This window comes from Bacteroides ovatus (assembly GCF_001314995.1).
GTDB lineage: Bacteria > Bacteroidota > Bacteroidia > Bacteroidales > Bacteroidaceae > Bacteroides > Bacteroides ovatus.
Genome location: NZ_CP012938.1, coordinates 3,540,100 through 3,559,122, shown reverse-complemented (window position 1 = coordinate 3,559,122; position 19,023 = coordinate 3,540,100). Strand labels below are relative to the sequence as shown.

The window sequence follows — 19,023 nt, the reverse complement described above, 5'->3', positions numbered from 1 at the left end:
ACTCATCAGATTTTAGTCATTTCAAATCATGAAACGTCCAAATCTGCACTGGAAATCCTAATCGCTCTGTTCCGGGGAGTATAATTTCTATATAAATGATAAACTAAAGTGCTGAATCTACTCTGATTGTTGTTGGGTGGAACCATGTTGTGCTCTGAATTGAGAAGGAGTCATTCCTTTCATTTCTTTAAATAACGTACTGAAATATCGTTGATAAGTGAAACCTACCTGCTCTGATATTTCAGTAATGCTCATGCCAGACTGAGTTAAAAGAATGATTGCTTTGTCGATTCTTCTACGATTGATATAATCGTTTGCTCCCATGCCGGTCAGTTCCTTGATCTTATTATATAAGGATGTCCGGCTCATTGCCATTTGAGTAGTCAGGAATTTCACATCCAAATCTGGTTGAGACAGATTCTGATCGATCATTTCATTCAATTTGATCATAAATTGTTCATCCGCATTGCTGAAAGTGGCCTCTTGCGGAGACAGAATGAATTGATTGCCCCTGTATCTGGACTTAATATATTCACGATTTCTCATCTGGTTTTGGATCACGCTAAGGAGCATTTCCATTTCAAATGGTTTGGGTAAATAGGCATCAGCTCTTAATTTGTATCCTAACATCTGGCTTTCAGAATCGGCTCTGGCGGTAAGCAGGATGACAGGGATATGGCTAATATTCAGATTCTCTTTAATTTCCTTGCATAGCTGATAGCCATTCATTTGTGGCATCATTACATCACTTACTATAATGTCCGGTTGCTGTTGCTTAATAACTTCCAGTGCTACCAGTCCATTTTCTGCCTGATAGATCTTCTTGAATTTATCTTTAAGGGCACTTTTTAAGAATTCCCTTAAGTCCTGTTTGTCTTCTACAATCAACAGTGAATACCCTTGTAGAGAGAAAGCCTCGGATTCTATTTTCTCTTCTTCCTCCGGAGAACTTAAAAGTTCGTTGAGGTAGGAATGTTGAGGACATGATACTTCTTGTTCTTGTAGATTAGCCGGTATTTCATAAAAGAATGTGGCCCCTCTGTCTTTATTATTGAAAGCGCCCATCCTACCTCCATGTAAGTCAATCAACATTTTAGCATAAGATAAACCGATACCACTTCCTCCCTCATTATGTTTGCCTTGGTAGAAACGGGTAAAGAGCTTTTTTATATCTACATTATCCAATCCGATTCCCTGGTCTTGTACGTGTACTTGTATACTTTCATTTGTACGGATTGTTTTTATGACGATACGAGTCTGATTGGGACTATATTTCAAAGCATTCATAATCAGATTGGAAAGAACAACTTTGCATTTGGTGTCATCATACGCGATATATTGTATGCTGTCGTCAAAGTCGTATGTAATTTCAATTTCTTTGGCCTTCGATGCAGTTTGAAATGTTTCTGCCACTTCCTGTATCCACTTGTGCAAAGGATGCGAAGAGATGTGTAGCACTTCCTGCCCTACCTCCATTTTGCGTGCATCAAGCACGATGTTGATAATATCTTTCATCTGATTGGCCTGCTTGAATGCACCCTGTAGATATTCCGGTAGCTCGTCTTGCTTCACCTCTTTATTGAGAATTCGTTTCAGGGAAGCATAGATGAGTGTCAAAGGGGTGCGTAGCTCATGGCTGATATTGATTAAGAAGCGTATTTTCTCTTCATATATCTTCTTCTCATGTTCCCGCATCTCACGTTTCAGCCGATTTTCTTTTTTTCTTATCAAACTAAAGAAGACCATTCCTGCCACTAGAAATGCAAAGAAAATGCATAGTATAATAAACCAGGTAGATTTCCACCAAGGAGGTGAGACTATAATAGTTAAGATCTCTGTCGGCTGGCTCCATTCACCGTTGGAGGTGTCGCAGGATACGCTGATGGTATATTCTCCTGATGCTAATGTACCCAATTCGAGTGTCTGGAGATAACTCTCGATCACCATTTTGTCTTTTCCTGTGATGACATATCGGAAAAGGTGTTTTCGGAAGGAGTTCTTTTCGTCAGCAATCACTTTAATGTTGAACGATGAATGATTCCAGGGAATCGAAATACAGTTATTATTAACCTGTTTCAGAGTTGATTTACCATTCAGTTTTACTTCAAGTAGCTTGAGAATAGGAGACGAATTGCTTTCGAAAATAATATCCGTATTAATGCGTACCAGTCCCATAGTACCTCCCATATACAGATTGGGAGTACGAAGAGCAGGAATAGGGGTAAATATCAATTCGTTGGAAGGAACTCCATCGGATTCGTCCAGGATAACAAAACGTTTTTCGTTGATAATATACGCAAAGAACATGTTCTGTGCTCCTATCCAGACTTTTCCTTTTTTATCATAGGCAAGGCTGGATACACTGTTGAACAAGTTGGTATGTATTTTTTCTGTTTTTCCAGTCTGTTTATTATAGAAGAGCAGTCCGAAATTACTTCCTATCCAAAAGTTACCTTTATCATCCCGGCAGGCCGATGTGAAATCATCTCCCTCTTTCATATTGACTAATGAAGATAGTTCGTTAGTTTTGAAGTTTAGTTTAAACAGGTTATTGGTTCCCATTAGATACAGATGCGTATCGTCGGAATAAATTGCCTGCATAGCTATTTGGCGTTGAATGTCTATTTGGGGTGCGTAGAGAATAGATGTTTGCCGGGTATGCTTGTTATAGATATAGACTTTTGCTCCTAATATGTAAATATTATCTTTTGTAGCATATAGATTTACCAAATCACCGGATGAAAATTCTCTTTTCGAAATAGAGTCATTGATAATGGGAAAAGGTTGCATCTGTGCAGTTCTCTTATTAAAGGTAAATACCCCTTTATTAAAACATGATAATAAGAGCTCATTTTCAGAAAAATTTGTGATAGAGGTAACTTTCTCCCCGTATGTAGTAGGGTAATGATGAAATGTATTCGTTTTTTGGTCAAATGAGTTGATACCTCCTCCGTCTGTTCCAATCCAAAGCAATGTATCCTTATCTTCAAAGATGCTAACCACGGTACGTTCGCTAATTCCATTGAGATTGTTCAGTGGAACATCTTTATAGGTTTTGATGAACACTTTCTTAATGGCGAATAATCCTCCGTGTATACTGCCTATCCATATATTGTCCATCTGATCTTTATACAGCCGGTAGATAGAGTTATTCGGCAAGGATTGTTCATCATCGGAAATATGTTTAAGATGAGAGAACTTCATAGTCTGGAAGTCAAGTATGTTGATACCTCCTCCGTCAGTAGCTATCCAAAGTTGGTTGTCTTTTTCAAGAAAATCAAAAATGATATCGTTGTTGAGCCCGGAATTTTTGGTGGATAAACTGAAAAGCCTTTTCCCCTCTTTCGAGTAGCAGGCTATTCCTTTGCCATAGAATGATACCCAAAGCCGGTTTTGAGAGTCAACAAATATGGTGTTTATCTCGCGCTCTTTTACAAATGGACATCGATACATTTTCTTTTTTGTCAAGTCGTACATCCAAAGCCCGTCTTTTTTACTGCTGGTTATCAGCACATCGGGACTCCACTGAAAGATGCGATTGATACATTTTAACTTGTCTCCATCGATGTCGGGGAAGATTGTCGTAATACTTTTATCCGTCAGATTGTATTGGTATAAAGTTTCTTCTCCTCCAAACAGGAAATTGTCACCTATTTGAAGATAAGACCAAGCGTTAAATGGCTTCCCGTTATATTTCAATGGCTGAAACTGATTTTCTGCTTTATTGTAGATGGCAATTCCTTTATTGGTAGAAACGTATAAATCGCCTAAACGATCCTCTGTAATAAAACGAATGAAATTGTCGGGCAATGAGTTGGGCTGCTCCCGGTCATGAAAATAACTTTTCAGTTCAGATTGGTCATAACTATTTAACCCCCATTTGGTACCTATCCATATTACTCCTAAATGATCTCTGTAAATGCACTGCACTCTTGATTGTGACAATCCCTGTTCCAAAGAAATTTGTCTGAAGTAGTAGTCTTGTTGTTCAGCCTTGGTAGAAAGAACAAAGAATAATATCCAGATTAGAAAAGAATACCTCTTTAGTACGTGTGCTTTTGACATAGTTATGTTCTTTTGATAGAGCAAATATAAAAGAAGTTATGAAACTGTACAATAGATTTCATCTTCTTTTGTCCACAAAGCTCATTAGATAGCTCGAAAGGATATTCAGAATGATCCTTTTGAACAGTAGCGGACTAATTATGGATGTTATTTGATCTCTATTTCCATGCTTTGCGCCTATATTTGCACAGTTAACACTAAATACGAAACGTATTAAACCTTAAAAAAAAGACTATTTACTATGAATACATCCTAAAACTGTAGAATGAAGAGGTGGCGGAGTAATGTTGGGAACATTTTGAATGCCTTGACTTGTATCTAAAATTCCTAAAAATCTAATATTATTATATTCTAACTAAATGAAAAGTATATGGATAATCTAAGAAAAACGCTTGGCTGCTTGCTACTATTTCTTTTTGCAGCAGTTACATCTACTTATGCACAGGTTGCAAAGCAGTATTCGGGTACTGTTACGGATGCCGACAGCAATGAACCTATCATCGGTGTCAACGTAACTCTTAAAGATGCACAAACTGGTACCGTAACGGATATTTCCGGAAAGTTCTCGATTAGTGCTCCTGTTGGCTCTACACTATCATTCTCTTATATCGGATACGTGACTAAAGAGGTTAAACTGGGAACGAATACCAGTTTGAAGATTACAATGCAGGAAGATCAGAACCAATTGAGTGAAGTAGTGGTCATTGGCTATGGTGCAGTGAAAAAATCAGATATAACAGGTGCTGTGGCTTCTGTTTCTTCCAAACAATTTAAGGATCAGCCGGTAAAGCGGGTGGAAGATATTCTGCAAGGACGTACTGCAGGTGTGGCAGTGACGAGCGTAAATGGTTTACCTGGTGGTACAGTTAAAGTTCGTGTTCGTGGTACTACTTCTCTTAATACCAGCAATGACCCCTTGTATGTCATCGATGGCATTATGTCTGGTGGACTAGATGTAAATCCTGCTGACATTCAATCTATTGAAGTTCTGAAGGATGCTTCGGCAACGGCTATTTATGGCTCACGCGGCGCTAATGGTGTGGTATTGGTAACTACTAAAAAAGGGGTGGAAGGTAAAGTGCAGATTTATGCAGATGTGGCTATAGGCGTATCGAACATCCTTAAAAAATATGACTTACTGAATGCTTATGAATATGCGACTGCATTAAAGGAGTATAATGGTATCTCATTTGCAGATGATGAGATGGAAGCCTATAAGAATGGCTCCAAAGGCATTGACTGGCAGAATTTGATGTTGCAGACCGGTATTAGTCAGGACTATAAATTAGGTATTTCGGGTGGAACGGCTAAAAATAAGTATCTTATTTCAGCCAATGTACTGAATATGACAGCCATGACCATCACGACCAAGTATCAACGTGCACAGTTGCGGATAAATTTGGATAATGAACTCACCAAGTGGTTGACACTTTCTACCAAAATTAATGCTTCACGTACTCACAGTCATAATGGGGGTATTGACATTATGAACTTTCTGAACTATTCTCCTACGATGGAAATGAAAGATCCGGTAACGGGCGTTTATAATATGGACCCTTATAATTCAGTAAACGGAAACCCTTATGGTGCACGTGTCGCAAATTATGGTGACTCATACGTGTATGCTTTGAATACTAATATGGATTTGACTTTCAAAATAATGAAAGGGTTGACATTGTCTGTACAGGGTGCTGCTAATTACTCTCATGTTCCGAGTTACTCTTTCACCTCGTCATTAGCAAAACCCGGACAAATTAGTGGTATGGAAAATGCGAGCAGGATGAATCTATTCTGGCAGAATACCAATAATGTGACTTATAACACAAGTTTCGGCGATCATCATCTGACTGCAACAGCTGTATTTGAAGCAAGTGGTGCCGAAGGCAGAAATCTAAAATTGACCGGAAGTGATTTAGCCAATGAGTTTGTTGGTTATTGGAATGCAAAAAATGCAAAGACACGCGATGGAGAGAATGGCTATTCCGCAGAAGCTATTGTGTCCGGGCTTGGTCGAATTATGTACAATTACAAAGGGAAGTATATGCTGACAGGTACTTTCCGTGCCGACGGTTCATCTAAGTTTCAGAAGAATAATAAGTGGGGATATTTTCCGTCAGCAGCTGTTGCTTGGGATGTTGCTAAAGAAAACTTTATGAGCAAACAAAACATTGTCCAGCAATTGAAACTAAGAGCCAGTTTTGGTGTTGTTGGTAATCAAAGTATCGGTGCTTACACAACATTAGGTATGTTGGCTCCTACAAATTATGACGGTTATGGTAGCGATGCAATCCATACCGGTTATTGGACTGGAAATCTCGCTACACCGGATGTAACTTGGGAAAGCACCTATCAGTATAACATAGGTTTGGACGCCAGTGTTTTAGACGGTCGCTTGAGTTTTACAGCCGAATGGTTCCGAAAGGATACTAAGGACCTGTTGCTTCGCAAACCTGCTCCTCAGTATAACGGAGGTGGCTCTTTCTGGGTCAACCAAGGTGAAGTTAGAAACTCTGGTGTTGAATTCACCATTACAGCTACTCCTTTGACAGACAAAGATATATTTGGTTGGGAAACATCGCTGAATGCATCTTATTTAAAGAATAAGATAATCGATCTGGCAGGTAGTGATTTTATCGTTGGGGAGAATTATACAAGTATTGGCGGTGGTCCCATTCAAATTAAAAAAGTAGGGTATCCGATTGGCTCTTTCTATCTTTATGAATGGGCAAACTTTAATGACCAGGGCGCCAACTTGTATAAACATCAATCTAATGGAAGTTTGACAACCAATCCGGGTGCTGACGATCTGGTTACTAAAGGGCAGGCCGAGCCTAATTGGACTTTCGGATGGAATAATACATTCACTTGGAAAAACTGGACGCTCAATCTCTTTATCAATGCTGCATTAGGACAAGATAGACTGAATGTAAGCCGCTATGCGATGGGATCTATGACAGGTGTATATCGCTTCATCTCTTTATCCGATGCTTATTACAAAAGTTGGGATAAAGTAGCCAATAAAGCAGATGCTGTGTATGCAAGTCATAAAAATTCAGATAATAGAAACTATCCTGATTCCGATTTCTGGCTTGAAGATGCATCATTTGTGAGACTGAAAAATATAAGCCTTACGTATAATATTCCTAAGAAGATAACGAAAGTAGCCGATATTCAACTGTCGGTCAGTGCTCAAAACCTGTTTACATTAACGAAATACACAGGTATGGACCCAGAAGTGTACAGTGAATCCGATTATGGCTTTAATGGTGTGGATATGGGATCTTATCCTGTTCCAAGAACATTCACTTTTGGTATGAAACTTAACTTTTAATCTTTTAACTATACATGGATATGAAAACAATATATAGAATATTCAAATCTGTCGGACTAGCATTGATAGCACTTTGGATGGTGTCTTGCCAGGATTTACTGACAGAAGATCCTAAGGGGCAGTTGGCGGTAACTAATTTCTTTAATTCAAAAGGTGATCTGGACTTGGCTCTGAATGGAATGTATTCCAAAGTTGCGAGTGATATGTATGCAAATATCTGGGCAGGTTTCGAATCAGTGATGGGTGATGATATTTCTACACACCCTGCAGCTAATAAACAGGGGTTGCGTGAGGTAGATACTTATAATGTTTCGGACAATAACACTTGGGTGACTGAATTGTGGGGTGCTCGTTGGAGATTGGTAAAAGCTGCTAATTTCATTATAGATAATGCCGGACGAACTCCGGAGGTGAGCCAGGAAGAGAAAGATGCAGCCATTGGACAAGCTTATTATTGGCGTGCCTATTCTTATTTTTACTTTGTAATGGCTTGGGGAGAGGTACCTATGGTTGTGAAAGATGAAATCAATTACAACATGCCATTGGCAACCGTTCCTGAAATTTACGAGCTGATTGTATCTGATCTGAAAAAGGCAGAAACAATGGTCCCTGCTAATTATACTAAAGAACCCTACGCAAGAAATGGGGTAAACATTGCTGTTAGTCAAGGAGCTGTAAAAGCAACATTGGCTTATGTGTATATGGCAATGGCGGGATGGCCGTTGAACAAAGGAACAGAATATTATCAACTGGCCGCTGCAAAGGCAAAAGAAGTAATCGATGCTGCGAAGAAAGGTACTTACTACTACAAATTATTACCTGATTATAAGCAAGTATATTCGATGGAGTATAATAAGAATAATCCTGAAGTGTTGCTTGGCGTTTACTATAATTTGGGAATAGATGCACTTACCAATGCCCCTTTAGCTGATTTCCTGGCAGACTATGCTTATGGTGGCGGTGGATGGGGAGATACGAACGGAGAAATTAAATTCTGGTATGATTTCCCGGAAGGCTCACGCAAAGATGCATCTTATTTCCCGAAAATCATATTGAAGAATGAAACTAAGTTGCGTGATTGGTGGGAAGACCCCAATCCGGAAGCGCCACGTGTGGTTGTTGCTCCCTGTTTCATGAAGAAAGTAGAAACGACCACTGGAGAAGAATTCGACTATACGAATCCGAAGATTTCGATGAATCAGAATGGAGAAAAGACGCATCAGATTATTCGCTTGGCAGAAGTATATTGCTGGTATGCCGAAGCCGTAGGTCGTTCAAAAACAGGCAGTATCACGGAAGCTGTCAACTTATTGAATGAGGTACGCAATCGTGCCAATGGATCTGTTGTTGCAGACCGGGATATCTATAAGACAACCATGTCGTATGATGATCTGGCAGAAGCTGCCTATAATGAACATGGCTGGGAAATAGCCGGATATTATTGGGGAAATATTGCCACTAGAGCAAGGGATATGTTTCGCATGAATCGCATTAAAGATCATTTTGAATACAGAAAATTAAATCCGGAGATTGAAGTGGCTCCCGGAGTCTTCAGGAAAGAAGCTGTTTCCGTATCTGGTACGTGGAATGACAGTAAAATGTATCTTCCCCGTCCTTTTGTAGATTCGTCTATTAATCCGAATTTGAAGAACTGAATGAAACAATAAAAACAATCATTATGAAACTAAGATATTTATATTTAGCAATAGGTGTATTATGTAATGCCTCTTTAGTATCATGCGGTGATAGCTTCAAAGAGAAAACAGAGATTGTTGCATGCGGAATCTCCACAAATGCTTTAACATTCGGAGTCTCCTCTACTGAAGTTCAGACTGTAGATATTACGTCAGAAGCAGCTTGGGAAGTTGCAGTGGATCAGGCAGGTGGTAATTGGCTTACTGTTTCTCCTTTGGAAGGAACTGGTAATGGTACGTTAACAATTGCTGCTGATAAGAATAACGGCCCAAAACGTAGTGCAACCTTGACCATAGCGGCGAAAGGTGCTGAACTTCGAACCATCACAGTTATTCAGGATGGCTATAAAGGAACCATTTATAATTACGGTGACTTTACTGGATTGCAAAAGACGGGGCTTGTGGCAGGGATCAATCCGATCACTATCGTAGATAATGACGAATGTGAAGATGGAAAAGCGTTAAGAATCTATACCCGGGCAGGTGAAGAGTATGAAGGTACTAATGGGGACCGTTTCAAGGTGCAGACAACAACGCAATTCGGATCAGGTCGTTATGAATGGAGGATATATGTCCCTAAATTCGGAATGAATGACCGGGCCAGTATTGGAGCATTTTTATATTTTGACGATGGGCATGAATTGGATTTTGAAATTTGTTCCGGTACAGCTGCAGACCGTGCAGCACATAGTGCCGGACCAGATGATATGCTGTGCCTTGTGACTAGTCAGGCTAATCCTTTTTTCTCTGAATTCACGCCTATTAAGGGGGATGCTTGGCATACGTTTGTATTGGATTTGAAGTTAGAAAATAAGAAATATCTGGCGGAGTGGTCGGTTGATGGTAAAGTTTTAAAGAGGGCACAATTAGATTATGGTGAAGAGGCTTATTTCCGTGCTATATCTAGTGTCGAGAATCTTTATGGTATGGGCGATCATGCGGCAACTCAAGAAAATTATGCCTTATTTGATTATCTTGAATATGTTCCTTATGATTATTCAATGAAGCCGATTATCGAAGGTCAGCTTCCTCCCGAACCAGAGGGAACAACAGTGAAGTGGGACTTTGAGGAAGCTGGTTTTGTTCCTGTTGGATGGACTAACAATGGAGGAACGATTGCGGATGGAAGTTTGAATCTATCTAACGGGAATAACTTCGTTTATGGTCCGGAGATAGGAGCTGGAAAATATACATGGGAAATAGATGTTCCTTTGGTAGGGGTAGGTGAAAAATGGTTGGCAGGTGGTAATATCGCTGCAACTAATGCTGAAGAAAGGTCATTCTCTATGTTTGTTTTCTCGGGTACTGAAAATGATCGTGCGGCTTGTACGGTTCCTCCTGTTCCTGGTCAGATGCTGGTACGTTGTTATACGGAAGCTATGGGAGTTTACGGTGTACCTATTGATCCGGGTAAACACACTTTGACTATTGACCTTAGACTTAATGCAGATGGTGCATATTGGGCGGCATGGATTATAGATGGTGAAGTGGCGAAAACATTTACTACTTGGTATACTCCGGCACAGTTTAAATTTGGATTCTCAATGATGACCTTTGCTGATGGAGGTGGCTGGCAAGGAGATAAGCCTACTGCAAAGACATATACAGTCAAATATGACTATATAGAATATAAGAAGTATAATTATGATGAAGAATAACAGTTTACTTTACATTCAATGAGGTATTTAAGTATAATTGGAACAGCTATATGCTGTGTAATGTTGGTAATGACGAGTGTTTCCTGCAAGCAGGAAACATTCTCTTCCACCACCCAGGAGAAGAAAGTAGCTCCTTGGTATGTCTATATAGATGGAAGCTCTTTTAAGGATATAGAGCCAGTGAAAGAGATTATTAGTTCCATTAGCGTTTTCGGGAATCCTCCGAAATCATTTATCGATGAATGTCATCAGAATCATATCGAAGTATATCAGGCTGTAGGTGGGAATGAAGAAACGATTGATACGCCACAGAAAAGAAAGGCGCTTGTTGAGAAGTATGTAAGTGATTGCAATGCAAACGGATATGATGGAATAGATCTTGATCTCGAACATTTGAACCCTGATATTCAGGATGCATATACCGAATTCCTGAAACTGGCTTCAAAAGAACTCCATGCTGTTGGAAAGAAATTAAGCCATTGCGTTAGTTTTTATCCGGCTTTGTATCAGGATAACGAAACTAAGATGTTTCACGATCCGGCAGTTTTGAATACTACTTGCGACTTAGTTAGAGTGATGTGTTACGATATGTATTTTGCACCTGGGATAGATAAGCCCGAGCTCAAACATAGGGATGATTGTATGGGCATTGGACCTACGTCTAATTATCTATGGACTAGAGAGGCGATGCTTTTCTGGATGAAACATATTCCAAATGATAAATTAGTGATGGCGTTGCCTGCTTATGCAAATGATTATGCTGTAACTGGCGGCATCAAAGGAAGGCAGATTTACCAATCTGTGCCTGACAGTATAAATGGAATTTTGCCTTCTCCTATCTGGTTATGTTATGAAAAGGTAAACATGTATCTGTATGATGGTACTGATGGTAATCGGCATCTGTTTTATGCAAGTGATGCCAGAAGTACGGAAGCGCTACTTGAACTAGCTGATGAACTGGGAATCTCTCAAATCGGTTTTTGGCACTTTAATAGCGTAGATCCGCAAATGTGGGATACTGCCGCAAAGTGGCAAAAGAAATAATAAGATAATAAATCGACCTTGTAAATAATATAGCTTTATTCTCATCCCCCCATTTAGAGAAAAGTTATTCTTAACAATAAGAGGCCGCAAAGGTATGAATCCGTATCTTTGTGGCTTTTTATTTTTTTCTTACCTTTGGGGGACTTAACATAACCCCCAAAAATGAAGAACATGAAAAAGATCTTTTTACTCATTTTCGTCATTCTATTTATTTTTCCGGTACAGGCTCAACATACATTGAGACTGATGACTTATAATATTAAAAATGCGAACGGCATGGATGATATTTGCAGTTTTCAACGGGTAGCCAATGTGATAAATAATGCTTCTCCTGATGTTGTGGCTATACAAGAGGTAGACAGTATGACCCGTCGGAGCGGGCAGAAATATGTGCTGGGTGAAATAGCTGAACGTACACAGATGCATGCCTGTTTTGCACCTGCTATAGAGTTTGAAGGAGGTAAATATGGAATCGGACTGTTGACAAAGCAAGTTCCGCTACGTTTACAAACTATCCCTTTACCTGGTAGAGAAGAGGCCCGCACCTTGATTCTGGCAGAATTTGAGGATTATATTTATTGTTGTACTCATCTGTCATTAACGGAAGGAGATCGCATGAAGTCCCTGGAAATAGTGAAGTCATTGATTGCTTCCTATAAAAAGCCTCTTTTTCTAGCCGGAGATATGAATGCTGAACCTGAATCCGATTTCATCAAAGAATTGCAAAAGGATTTTCAAATACTCTCCAATCCGGAAAAGCATACTTATCCTGCTCCCGATCCAAAAGAGGCCATTGATTATATTGCCGTGTCAAAGCAAAACGCTACCGGATTTGCTGTCATATCTGCGAAAGTAGTTAATGAGCTAATGGCTTCCGACCATCGTCCCATACTTGTGGAATTGCGTACCGCTGAAAAGGCAGACAAGATATTCCGTACTAAACCTTATTTGCAGAATCCTGTGGGTAATGGCATTACTGTGATGTGGGAAACAACCGTTCCTTCTTATTGCTGGGTGGAATATGGCACAGATACTACCCGGCTGGAACGTGCGCGTATGATTGTTGACGGTCAGGTGGTCTGCAATAACAAGCTGCATAAAATACGTATAGATGGCTTACAGCCCGGACAGAAATATTATTATCGTGTGTGTTCGCAAGAGATGTTGCTTTATCAGGCATATAAAAAGGTATTTGGAAATACAGCACAATCGACCTTCAGTGAATTTACTCTTCCTGTTGCTGATACAGAGTCTTTTACCGCTATTGTTTTTAATGATTTGCATCAACATACCAATACTTTCCGTACTCTATGTAAACAAATACAGGATGTTAAGTATGATTTTGTTGTTTTCAATGGTGACTGTGTGGATGATCCTGTGGATCACGAGCAGGCAACCACATTTATCAGTGAACTGACCGAAGGAGTGTGTGGCGATCGCATACCGACTTTCTTTATGCGTGGCAACCATGAAATCCGCAATGCCTATTCTATCGGTTTGCGTGACCATTTTGATTATGTGGGAGATAAAACTTATGCCTCTTTTAACTGGGGAGATACCCGTATCGTCATGTTGGATTGTGGAGAAGATAAACCGGACGACCATTGGGTATATTATGGCTTGAACGATTTTACTCAATTGCGTAATGAACAGGTTGATTTTCTGAAAAAAGAACTGTCTGCCAAAGAATTCAAGAAAGCAAAGAAACGTGTCCTTATTCATCATATTCCGCTTTACGGTAATTATGAAAAGAATCTCTGTGCAGATCTGTGGACTAAATTATTGGAAAAAGCACCTTTTAATGTCAGTCTGAATGCACATACCCATAAATACGCTTACCATCCGAAAGGGGAACTGGGTAATAATTATCCAGTTATTATTGGTGGAGGATATAAGATGGACAGTGCTACGGTGATGATTCTGGAAAAGAAGAACGATGAATTGAGGATTAAGGTGCTGAATGTAAGGGGAGAGGTTTTACTGGATATAACAGTCTAAAGTCTCTAATAACTTTATAATTCATGGAGGTGCGCCAGACTTCTAGACACACCTCCATGAATTAGTTATTTCATAAAGTGCTATTCGGAGAAATATGTATAATAGAAATTCTCTATATATCCGTCATAGTTTTTGCTTTCCTCTTTGATACAACTATTTTCGTCATATTCGAATGTGTAAGTAGCTGTACTGGATGAATGTTGCCAACCACTGCTCGTATGGCAATTAGCCGAAGCTTTTCCAAAGAGACCAGTTTCAACCAGCCAACGACTAGCTCCACTGCTTTCCGCATAGATGCAATGTGCTCCGCTCACATTAGGCACGGCAGAATAGGTCTGAACCTTAAACTGCTCTACTCCATCTGAAAATCTGGTCCATTGCATAATATTTCCATTTTCTATGGTGATGTTAGATGCAATATTGCCATTCTTTTCAACTTTGGTCATGTAGCCATTCTCATCATAAGTATATTCGTAAGTGTTGGAACCATCTACAAAAGTTGCAACATAACCTTGGTCATTTAAAGTCATGTTATATGCGTTCTTACCTGTCACTGTGATATTATTTCCGTCATAAGCAAAGAGCCATTCTCTATCCAACTCTCCTTCATATAGCCTGTAGACACGTTTAACCGTACCATTGTCATTATATTCGTAATACCATTTATCCCAGTCGTCCGCAAAAGTGGCTATCCGATAAACTGTTACTTCAGAGGTTGTTGTAAAAGTGATTTCTGCATAGTCTGAATCTTCAAAATAGATTGATCCGGTTTTTTGAGCTTTTACTTTGAATGTATAACTTTTTTCCGGCTCTAAACCTGTCAGTTGAATTGTATTTTGGTCAGTACTTTGTTCACTACCGTTGTTCAAGCTATAAATATAAGCTGTTGCGTTTCCTATGGCTTTCCATGTAATAACAGCAGAACTCTCTTTTACATCAGGAACAGTAACTTCCGGTTTATCCAGAATGTTTGTACTGGGATGATTGTCGTCATCACTGCAAGCAGTCGTACCTAGTACTACTGCCAGCATGGCTAATAAGTAAAAATACTTTTTCATGTTGTTCTATTTAAGGTTAATAATTAGTTTCCGGCAACTACTATCATTCCCAAACCAACCAGGAAGAAGATAAACATCAAGGCCAGTAGTTGATTAACAGATTTCGTTGAACCTTTAAATTCTTTCCAGATAAATACTCCCCAAATAGCGGCAATAAGTGGTGCGCCTTGTCCTAGTGCATAAGATACCGCCGGACCAGCTTCTCCTGATGCGATATAGCTGAACGCGGAACCAAGTCCCCATATCGCTCCACCAAGCATTCCGCATATATGAGTTTTCGTGTTTCCTTTAAAGTATTCGGAGTAGCTGACTTTTTCTCCGACAAAAGGACATTTCATTACTAATGTGTTGAAAACAAAATTGCTTAGTAATACGCCTATTGAAAAAACAAAGATGGCAGAATAAGGAGTCATCATTCCTATAGCAGGAGAATTGAAGTTTTCTACGTCCATACCTTTCACTACGAACCTGTAGAACAAAGACATCAGTACACCGGCAATTAATGCAATGATAATTCCCTTTTTGTTGTTTTTCCTGCTTTCTTCTCCCTTTTGCATTTTTCCGGAAGCCACTCCATTGCAAATGATAGCAATAACAATGAGAGCTACACCGCCAAATAAAAGCAAAGGATTACCAGTTGGAATTCCCAGATAATTGACGATTACCCCTAATACCAATGCAATGCCAACTCCTAAAGGAAAAGCAACAGACATACCAGCCAAGGAAATAGACGCTGAAAGAAGAATGTTTGAAGCATTAAATATTACGCCCCCCAAGATAACCCAACCAATGCTGTCTCCTGATGCTTGTCCCAGATCTTCCAGGAATGAACGTCCGGTATCTCCATGACTACCCATTGTGAAGCCTAGTAAGATGGTGAACAATACCATTCCAATCACATAATCCCAATAAAAAAGTTCATAACGCCAATTTTTGGAAACTAGTTTTTGGGTATTACCCCAGGAACCCCAACAAATCATGGTTACGATGCAGAATATAACTGCCAATAAATAACTGTTTACTGTGAACATACTATTAGTATTTAATTGTTAAACATGAATTCTGTTATTTAAATATAGTATCCAATCTTCCCAATAAGTGAAAACATTGGCTTCTTTACATTTTCTTGACCGGAACTCATGTTCCAGGTCCGATTCTTTCAAAAGGATATGTATATTACTACTAAAACCATATTCTTTTGATTCGGGGAGTATCTCTATCCAGCATCTGGGATATCTTTTGTAAGAGTTGACTGCTTTTATAAGATTTTGAGCATCATTTTCGTTGCCGATGGCATTTACACAGACTATGCCGGTAAACAAATTTTCTCCCTGAATGGCTTCTATACCTTCTTTGATATTATCTCCCAAAGTGATTAAAGCCCGCATACGTTGGGAACCTCTGATGCCGGAGAGTTGCTTTTCTATATCAGAAATTGTTTCTGACAGGTCTGTGTTAGCTTTTACGAAACAAAGAACAGCAGGCCATGTTTTATTCTCATCTACCATTTGATGAAACTGACTGACGAGAACCTTTTGCTGTTGTTCGTTAATTTCTCCCTGTACATAGATAATAGGATATTTTCTTGTGCTTCCTTGAGCCTGTTCCGGATAATAGACCGTTGCATTGGCTGTTTGGATAAACGGAGTCTCATTCGGAAGACTACTCTCACTATTTCCTGACCGCTTTCCATTGAAATATTCGTTTATGAATCTGAATGCTTTGGGCAGTGCAGTATTCCAGCAGGTGAAATCATGTCCTCCTGAACGTACTTCCCATTCATGAGGTATTTGTCTTTCCAGTAATAATCGGTGCAGTTCTTCATTACTTTCGCAAAGAGTACCTTCTTTATCTCCAATATCCAGCATGATGCCAAATCCTTTTAAATCGGAATTGCGGAGGGTGGAAAGAATGTGGTAGGGTGAATGTTGTTTATAGTAACTGGTTAGGCGCTGCTTACCATTCTTTCCCACTCCTCCGAAAATCCGTCCCCATTGATTGTCCCATCCTTTTTGTGGCCCTTCTTCTATGTATTGTTTTTCTGTACGGATGGATGGCGATAACGCAACGACAGAGCCGAATAAGTGGCGGTTGCGCAAACTAACGGATAATGCTCCGAATCCTCCCATAGAGAAACCAATGATCGAGCGTCCATTAATATCCTTGCGAGTACGATAGTTGTTATCTATATATGGAACCAGTTCTTTGATAAAGAAAGTTTCATAAAGGGAACTGCCATCATAAGTGTCACTGTAATAAGACAGGTAACCGTCAGGAATAACCATAATGAAAGGTTGAATCTTTCCTTCTTTTATCATTTTATCCATTACACGGGCAACGTTGCCGTATTCGAGCCAACTGGTATAATCACCTCCTATTCCATGAAACATGTATAAGACTGGATATTCTGTTTCTGAATGTTCATAACCTTCCGGTAAGATAATGGAGTAGGAGACTTCTTGCTTTAGGGACGGACTGTAAATACTCATCCCTTCTTTTTCTATGGGAAGTGCCCAAGCTCCATCTATACCTGATAGAAATAGGATAATATATAACAGTATCTTCTTCATATTATTTCTTTATTAACTGTTCACCAATATAATAACTCATTGAATAAATACCTGTTTGGGCGGACTGTTCACTATCCAGCCCGTTTCTGACACGATATTGCACCGGAGCTTCTGCACCTCGCAATCCATTGAACAGAGTAAAGATGCTATTGTAGTTGCTGCCTTCGTCTGTTATGTCCAAATAATAGATTTTGGCACGATTCTCGGCAGAAAGGTTGATAATATCTGCGTCTTCTGCAAAGAAAAAGTTGATAGCAGGGGCATTGCCTGTTGACTGATTGTATAAGTAATCAGCTTCTGAACCGTATGTTAATCCTAATCTGAAATCTGCATTGCTTTCCGTATGAACCGTCTTTTCCACAGCATCGGTAATAGCTGAAAAATTTGTTTCATTTAGAATCATTTCTTTCACATTAAAACCTGCAATTATCATACGTTTGATTTGCATAAGAGAATCTAATGCCACTGCTACCTTCTTTGTTGTAAGATCAACATTACCTTCTCCTTTGCTGTAATAAAGAACTTTGTAAGTTAGTTCGGAATTGTAGTCATCCGGTAACCATAGTTCGATATTGGAATTACCTACTTTTATGTTTTTATTAGTAGCATGTAATTCCTCTGTGAATTTTTTCAGAGTTTCCTGCGGATAGTTTTCTCCTTTGAATGAACGTTCGATAAAAGGCAGTGCCTCTTTCATGGATTCACGCCAATAACTGTCAGTATGGGCACCGTTTCGTACACGATATTCGTGCTTGATATTTTTGTCCCGTAATAGAGAATGTAATTCACCGTTTCCTGCATATAGTCTTTCTTCATCATCACCGCAGTCTATGTAATACCGTACTGTTTGAAATGTGGAACTTGGTTTATCCTTGAAAAAGTGTAGCGGACATTGGCTTTTATAATAGCTTGTCAGCCTGCCTGTTCCTGTCTGGCCGCTTCCTCCGAAGTTGTTTCCCCATTGAAGATTCCAACCGTCTTGTGACAAAGAGATGTATTGTTCATCTGTATTTAGAGAGGGACTTAATCCTATTGATACCGAGAATGTTTCAGGATGTTGCGATGCTATACTTAATGCCCCGAAACCTCCCATAGAGAATCCGGCAACAGCTCTTTCCGTCTTACTGGCTGTTGTTCGGAACCGCTTATCAATCAGGGGTACGAGTTCATTAATGAACATATCCATATAGTTGAACTTTCCGTCATAGCGGTTGCAAAAATAAGTGTTGAAACCTTCCGGCATGATGTAGATCAATGGGCGAATACTACCATTGCTGGTTTGCGCATCAGCTATGCTTTGAATATTCAGACCTGAAGGTCCCCATGAACTTTGGTTTCCTCCCCAGCCATGTAGAAGGAAAACTACTCCATATTTACCCGTACTTTCCGATAGATACTCTTGAGGCAGTAATACGGAATATTTGATTTCTTGTCCTAATATTTTGCTGTAAAAACTTTGATCGGGATTATAGCGTTTGGTAAACAGTTCCGGTGTATCGGTCTGTTCGCCTTCGGACGGATTGTTATCATCAGACGAACATGATGACAATCCGTAGGAAAATAATAATAAGGCTAATAATAGGAGTAGTTTTCTATTCATGGCTT

General features: G+C 39.5%; 10 protein-coding genes. 5 read left to right on the top strand and 5 right to left on the bottom strand.

Annotated features, from left to right (window positions below):
* Positions 1 to 117 precede the first annotated feature (117 nt).
* Positions 118 to 4,065 carry a hybrid sensor histidine kinase/response regulator transcription factor gene (locus tag Bovatus_RS14100; RefSeq protein ID WP_004296469.1) on the bottom strand — a complete coding sequence of 1,316 codons (3,948 nt, stop codon included), beginning with the start codon at positions 4,063 to 4,065 and terminating at the stop codon, positions 118 to 120.
* Between the two features lie 370 nt (positions 4,066 to 4,435).
* Here Bovatus_RS14100 and Bovatus_RS14095 point away from each other — a divergent pair, with 370 nt between their 5' ends.
* The 5 genes from Bovatus_RS14095 (at position 4,436) to Bovatus_RS14075 (ending at position 13,790) form a co-directional block, all read left to right on the top strand.
* Entirely contained in the window at positions 4,436 to 7,396 is a 2,961-nt protein-coding gene (locus Bovatus_RS14095) for a SusC/RagA family TonB-linked outer membrane protein (protein WP_004296468.1), read from the top strand.
* 20 nt (positions 7,397 to 7,416) lie between these two features.
* Positions 7,417 to 9,051, top strand: a complete 1,635-nt coding sequence (locus Bovatus_RS14090) for a RagB/SusD family nutrient uptake outer membrane protein (protein WP_032844229.1) — start codon at positions 7,417 to 7,419, stop codon at positions 9,049 to 9,051.
* Between the two features lie 23 nt (positions 9,052 to 9,074).
* The gene (locus Bovatus_RS14085) at positions 9,075 to 10,748 is read left to right on the top strand and encodes a BACON domain-containing protein (RefSeq protein ID WP_004296466.1); all 1,674 of its coding nucleotides are present in this window, start codon (positions 9,075 to 9,077) and stop codon (positions 10,746 to 10,748) included.
* Positions 10,749 to 10,808: 60 nt separating this feature from the next.
* The gene (locus tag Bovatus_RS14080) at positions 10,809 to 11,792 is read left to right on the top strand and encodes a glycosyl hydrolase family 18 protein (RefSeq protein WP_004296465.1); all 984 of its coding nucleotides are present in this window, start codon (positions 10,809 to 10,811) and stop codon (positions 11,790 to 11,792) included.
* Between the two features lie 171 nt (positions 11,793 to 11,963).
* Positions 11,964 to 13,790 (top strand): endonuclease/exonuclease/phosphatase family protein, encoded by a 1,827-nt coding sequence (locus Bovatus_RS14075; protein ID WP_004323115.1) that lies wholly within the window; start codon positions 11,964 to 11,966, stop codon positions 13,788 to 13,790.
* Positions 13,791 to 13,870: 80 nt separating this feature from the next.
* Here the strand turns inward: Bovatus_RS14075 and Bovatus_RS14070 are convergent, their stop codons facing one another.
* Genes Bovatus_RS14070 through Bovatus_RS14055 form a run of 4 tightly spaced genes read right to left on the bottom strand, consistent with a single transcriptional unit; the run spans position 13,871 to position 19,018 of the window.
* The gene (locus tag Bovatus_RS14070) at positions 13,871 to 14,848 is read right to left on the bottom strand and encodes a fibronectin type III domain-containing protein (protein ID WP_004296463.1); all 978 of its coding nucleotides are present in this window, start codon (positions 14,846 to 14,848) and stop codon (positions 13,871 to 13,873) included.
* A gap of 23 nt (positions 14,849 to 14,871) precedes the next feature.
* On the bottom strand, positions 14,872 to 15,879 hold the full coding sequence (locus tag Bovatus_RS14065; RefSeq protein WP_004323116.1) for a GRP family sugar transporter: 1,008 nt from the start codon (positions 15,877 to 15,879) through the stop codon (positions 14,872 to 14,874).
* Between the two features lie 18 nt (positions 15,880 to 15,897).
* A complete protein-coding gene (locus Bovatus_RS14060) occupies positions 15,898 to 17,418 on the bottom strand; it encodes an alpha/beta hydrolase (RefSeq protein ID WP_004296461.1) in 1,521 nt (506 codons plus the stop codon).
* 1 nt (position 17,419) lies between these two features.
* Positions 17,420 to 19,018, bottom strand: a complete 1,599-nt coding sequence (locus Bovatus_RS14055; protein WP_004296460.1) for an alpha/beta hydrolase — start codon at positions 19,016 to 19,018, stop codon at positions 17,420 to 17,422.
* Positions 19,019 to 19,023 lie beyond the last annotated feature (5 nt).

Excerpts from the sequence above, each read along its gene's own strand:
- Bovatus_RS14055 (WP_004296460.1), bottom strand. The coding sequence starts at position 19,018 with ATGAATAGAAAACTACTCCTATTATTAGCCTTATTATTATTTTCCTAC.
- Bovatus_RS14090 (WP_032844229.1), top strand. The coding sequence starts at position 7,417 with ATGAAAACAATATATAGAATATTCAAATCTGTCGGACTAGCATTGATA.
- Bovatus_RS14080 (WP_004296465.1), top strand. The coding sequence starts at position 10,809 with ATGTTGGTAATGACGAGTGTTTCCTGCAAGCAGGAAACATTCTCTTCC.
- Bovatus_RS14075 (WP_004323115.1), top strand. The coding sequence starts at position 11,964 with ATGAAAAAGATCTTTTTACTCATTTTCGTCATTCTATTTATTTTTCCG.
- Bovatus_RS14065 (WP_004323116.1), bottom strand. The coding sequence starts at position 15,879 with ATGTTCACAGTAAACAGTTATTTATTGGCAGTTATATTCTGCATCGTA.
- Bovatus_RS14100 (WP_004296469.1), bottom strand. The coding sequence starts at position 4,065 with ATGTCAAAAGCACACGTACTAAAGAGGTATTCTTTTCTAATCTGGATA.
- Bovatus_RS14060 (WP_004296461.1), bottom strand. The coding sequence starts at position 17,418 with ATGAAGAAGATACTGTTATATATTATCCTATTTCTATCAGGTATAGAT.
- Bovatus_RS14070 (WP_004296463.1), bottom strand. The coding sequence starts at position 14,848 with ATGAAAAAGTATTTTTACTTATTAGCCATGCTGGCAGTAGTACTAGGT.
- Bovatus_RS14085 (WP_004296466.1), top strand. The coding sequence starts at position 9,075 with ATGAAACTAAGATATTTATATTTAGCAATAGGTGTATTATGTAATGCC.
- Bovatus_RS14095 (WP_004296468.1), top strand. The coding sequence starts at position 4,436 with ATGGATAATCTAAGAAAAACGCTTGGCTGCTTGCTACTATTTCTTTTT.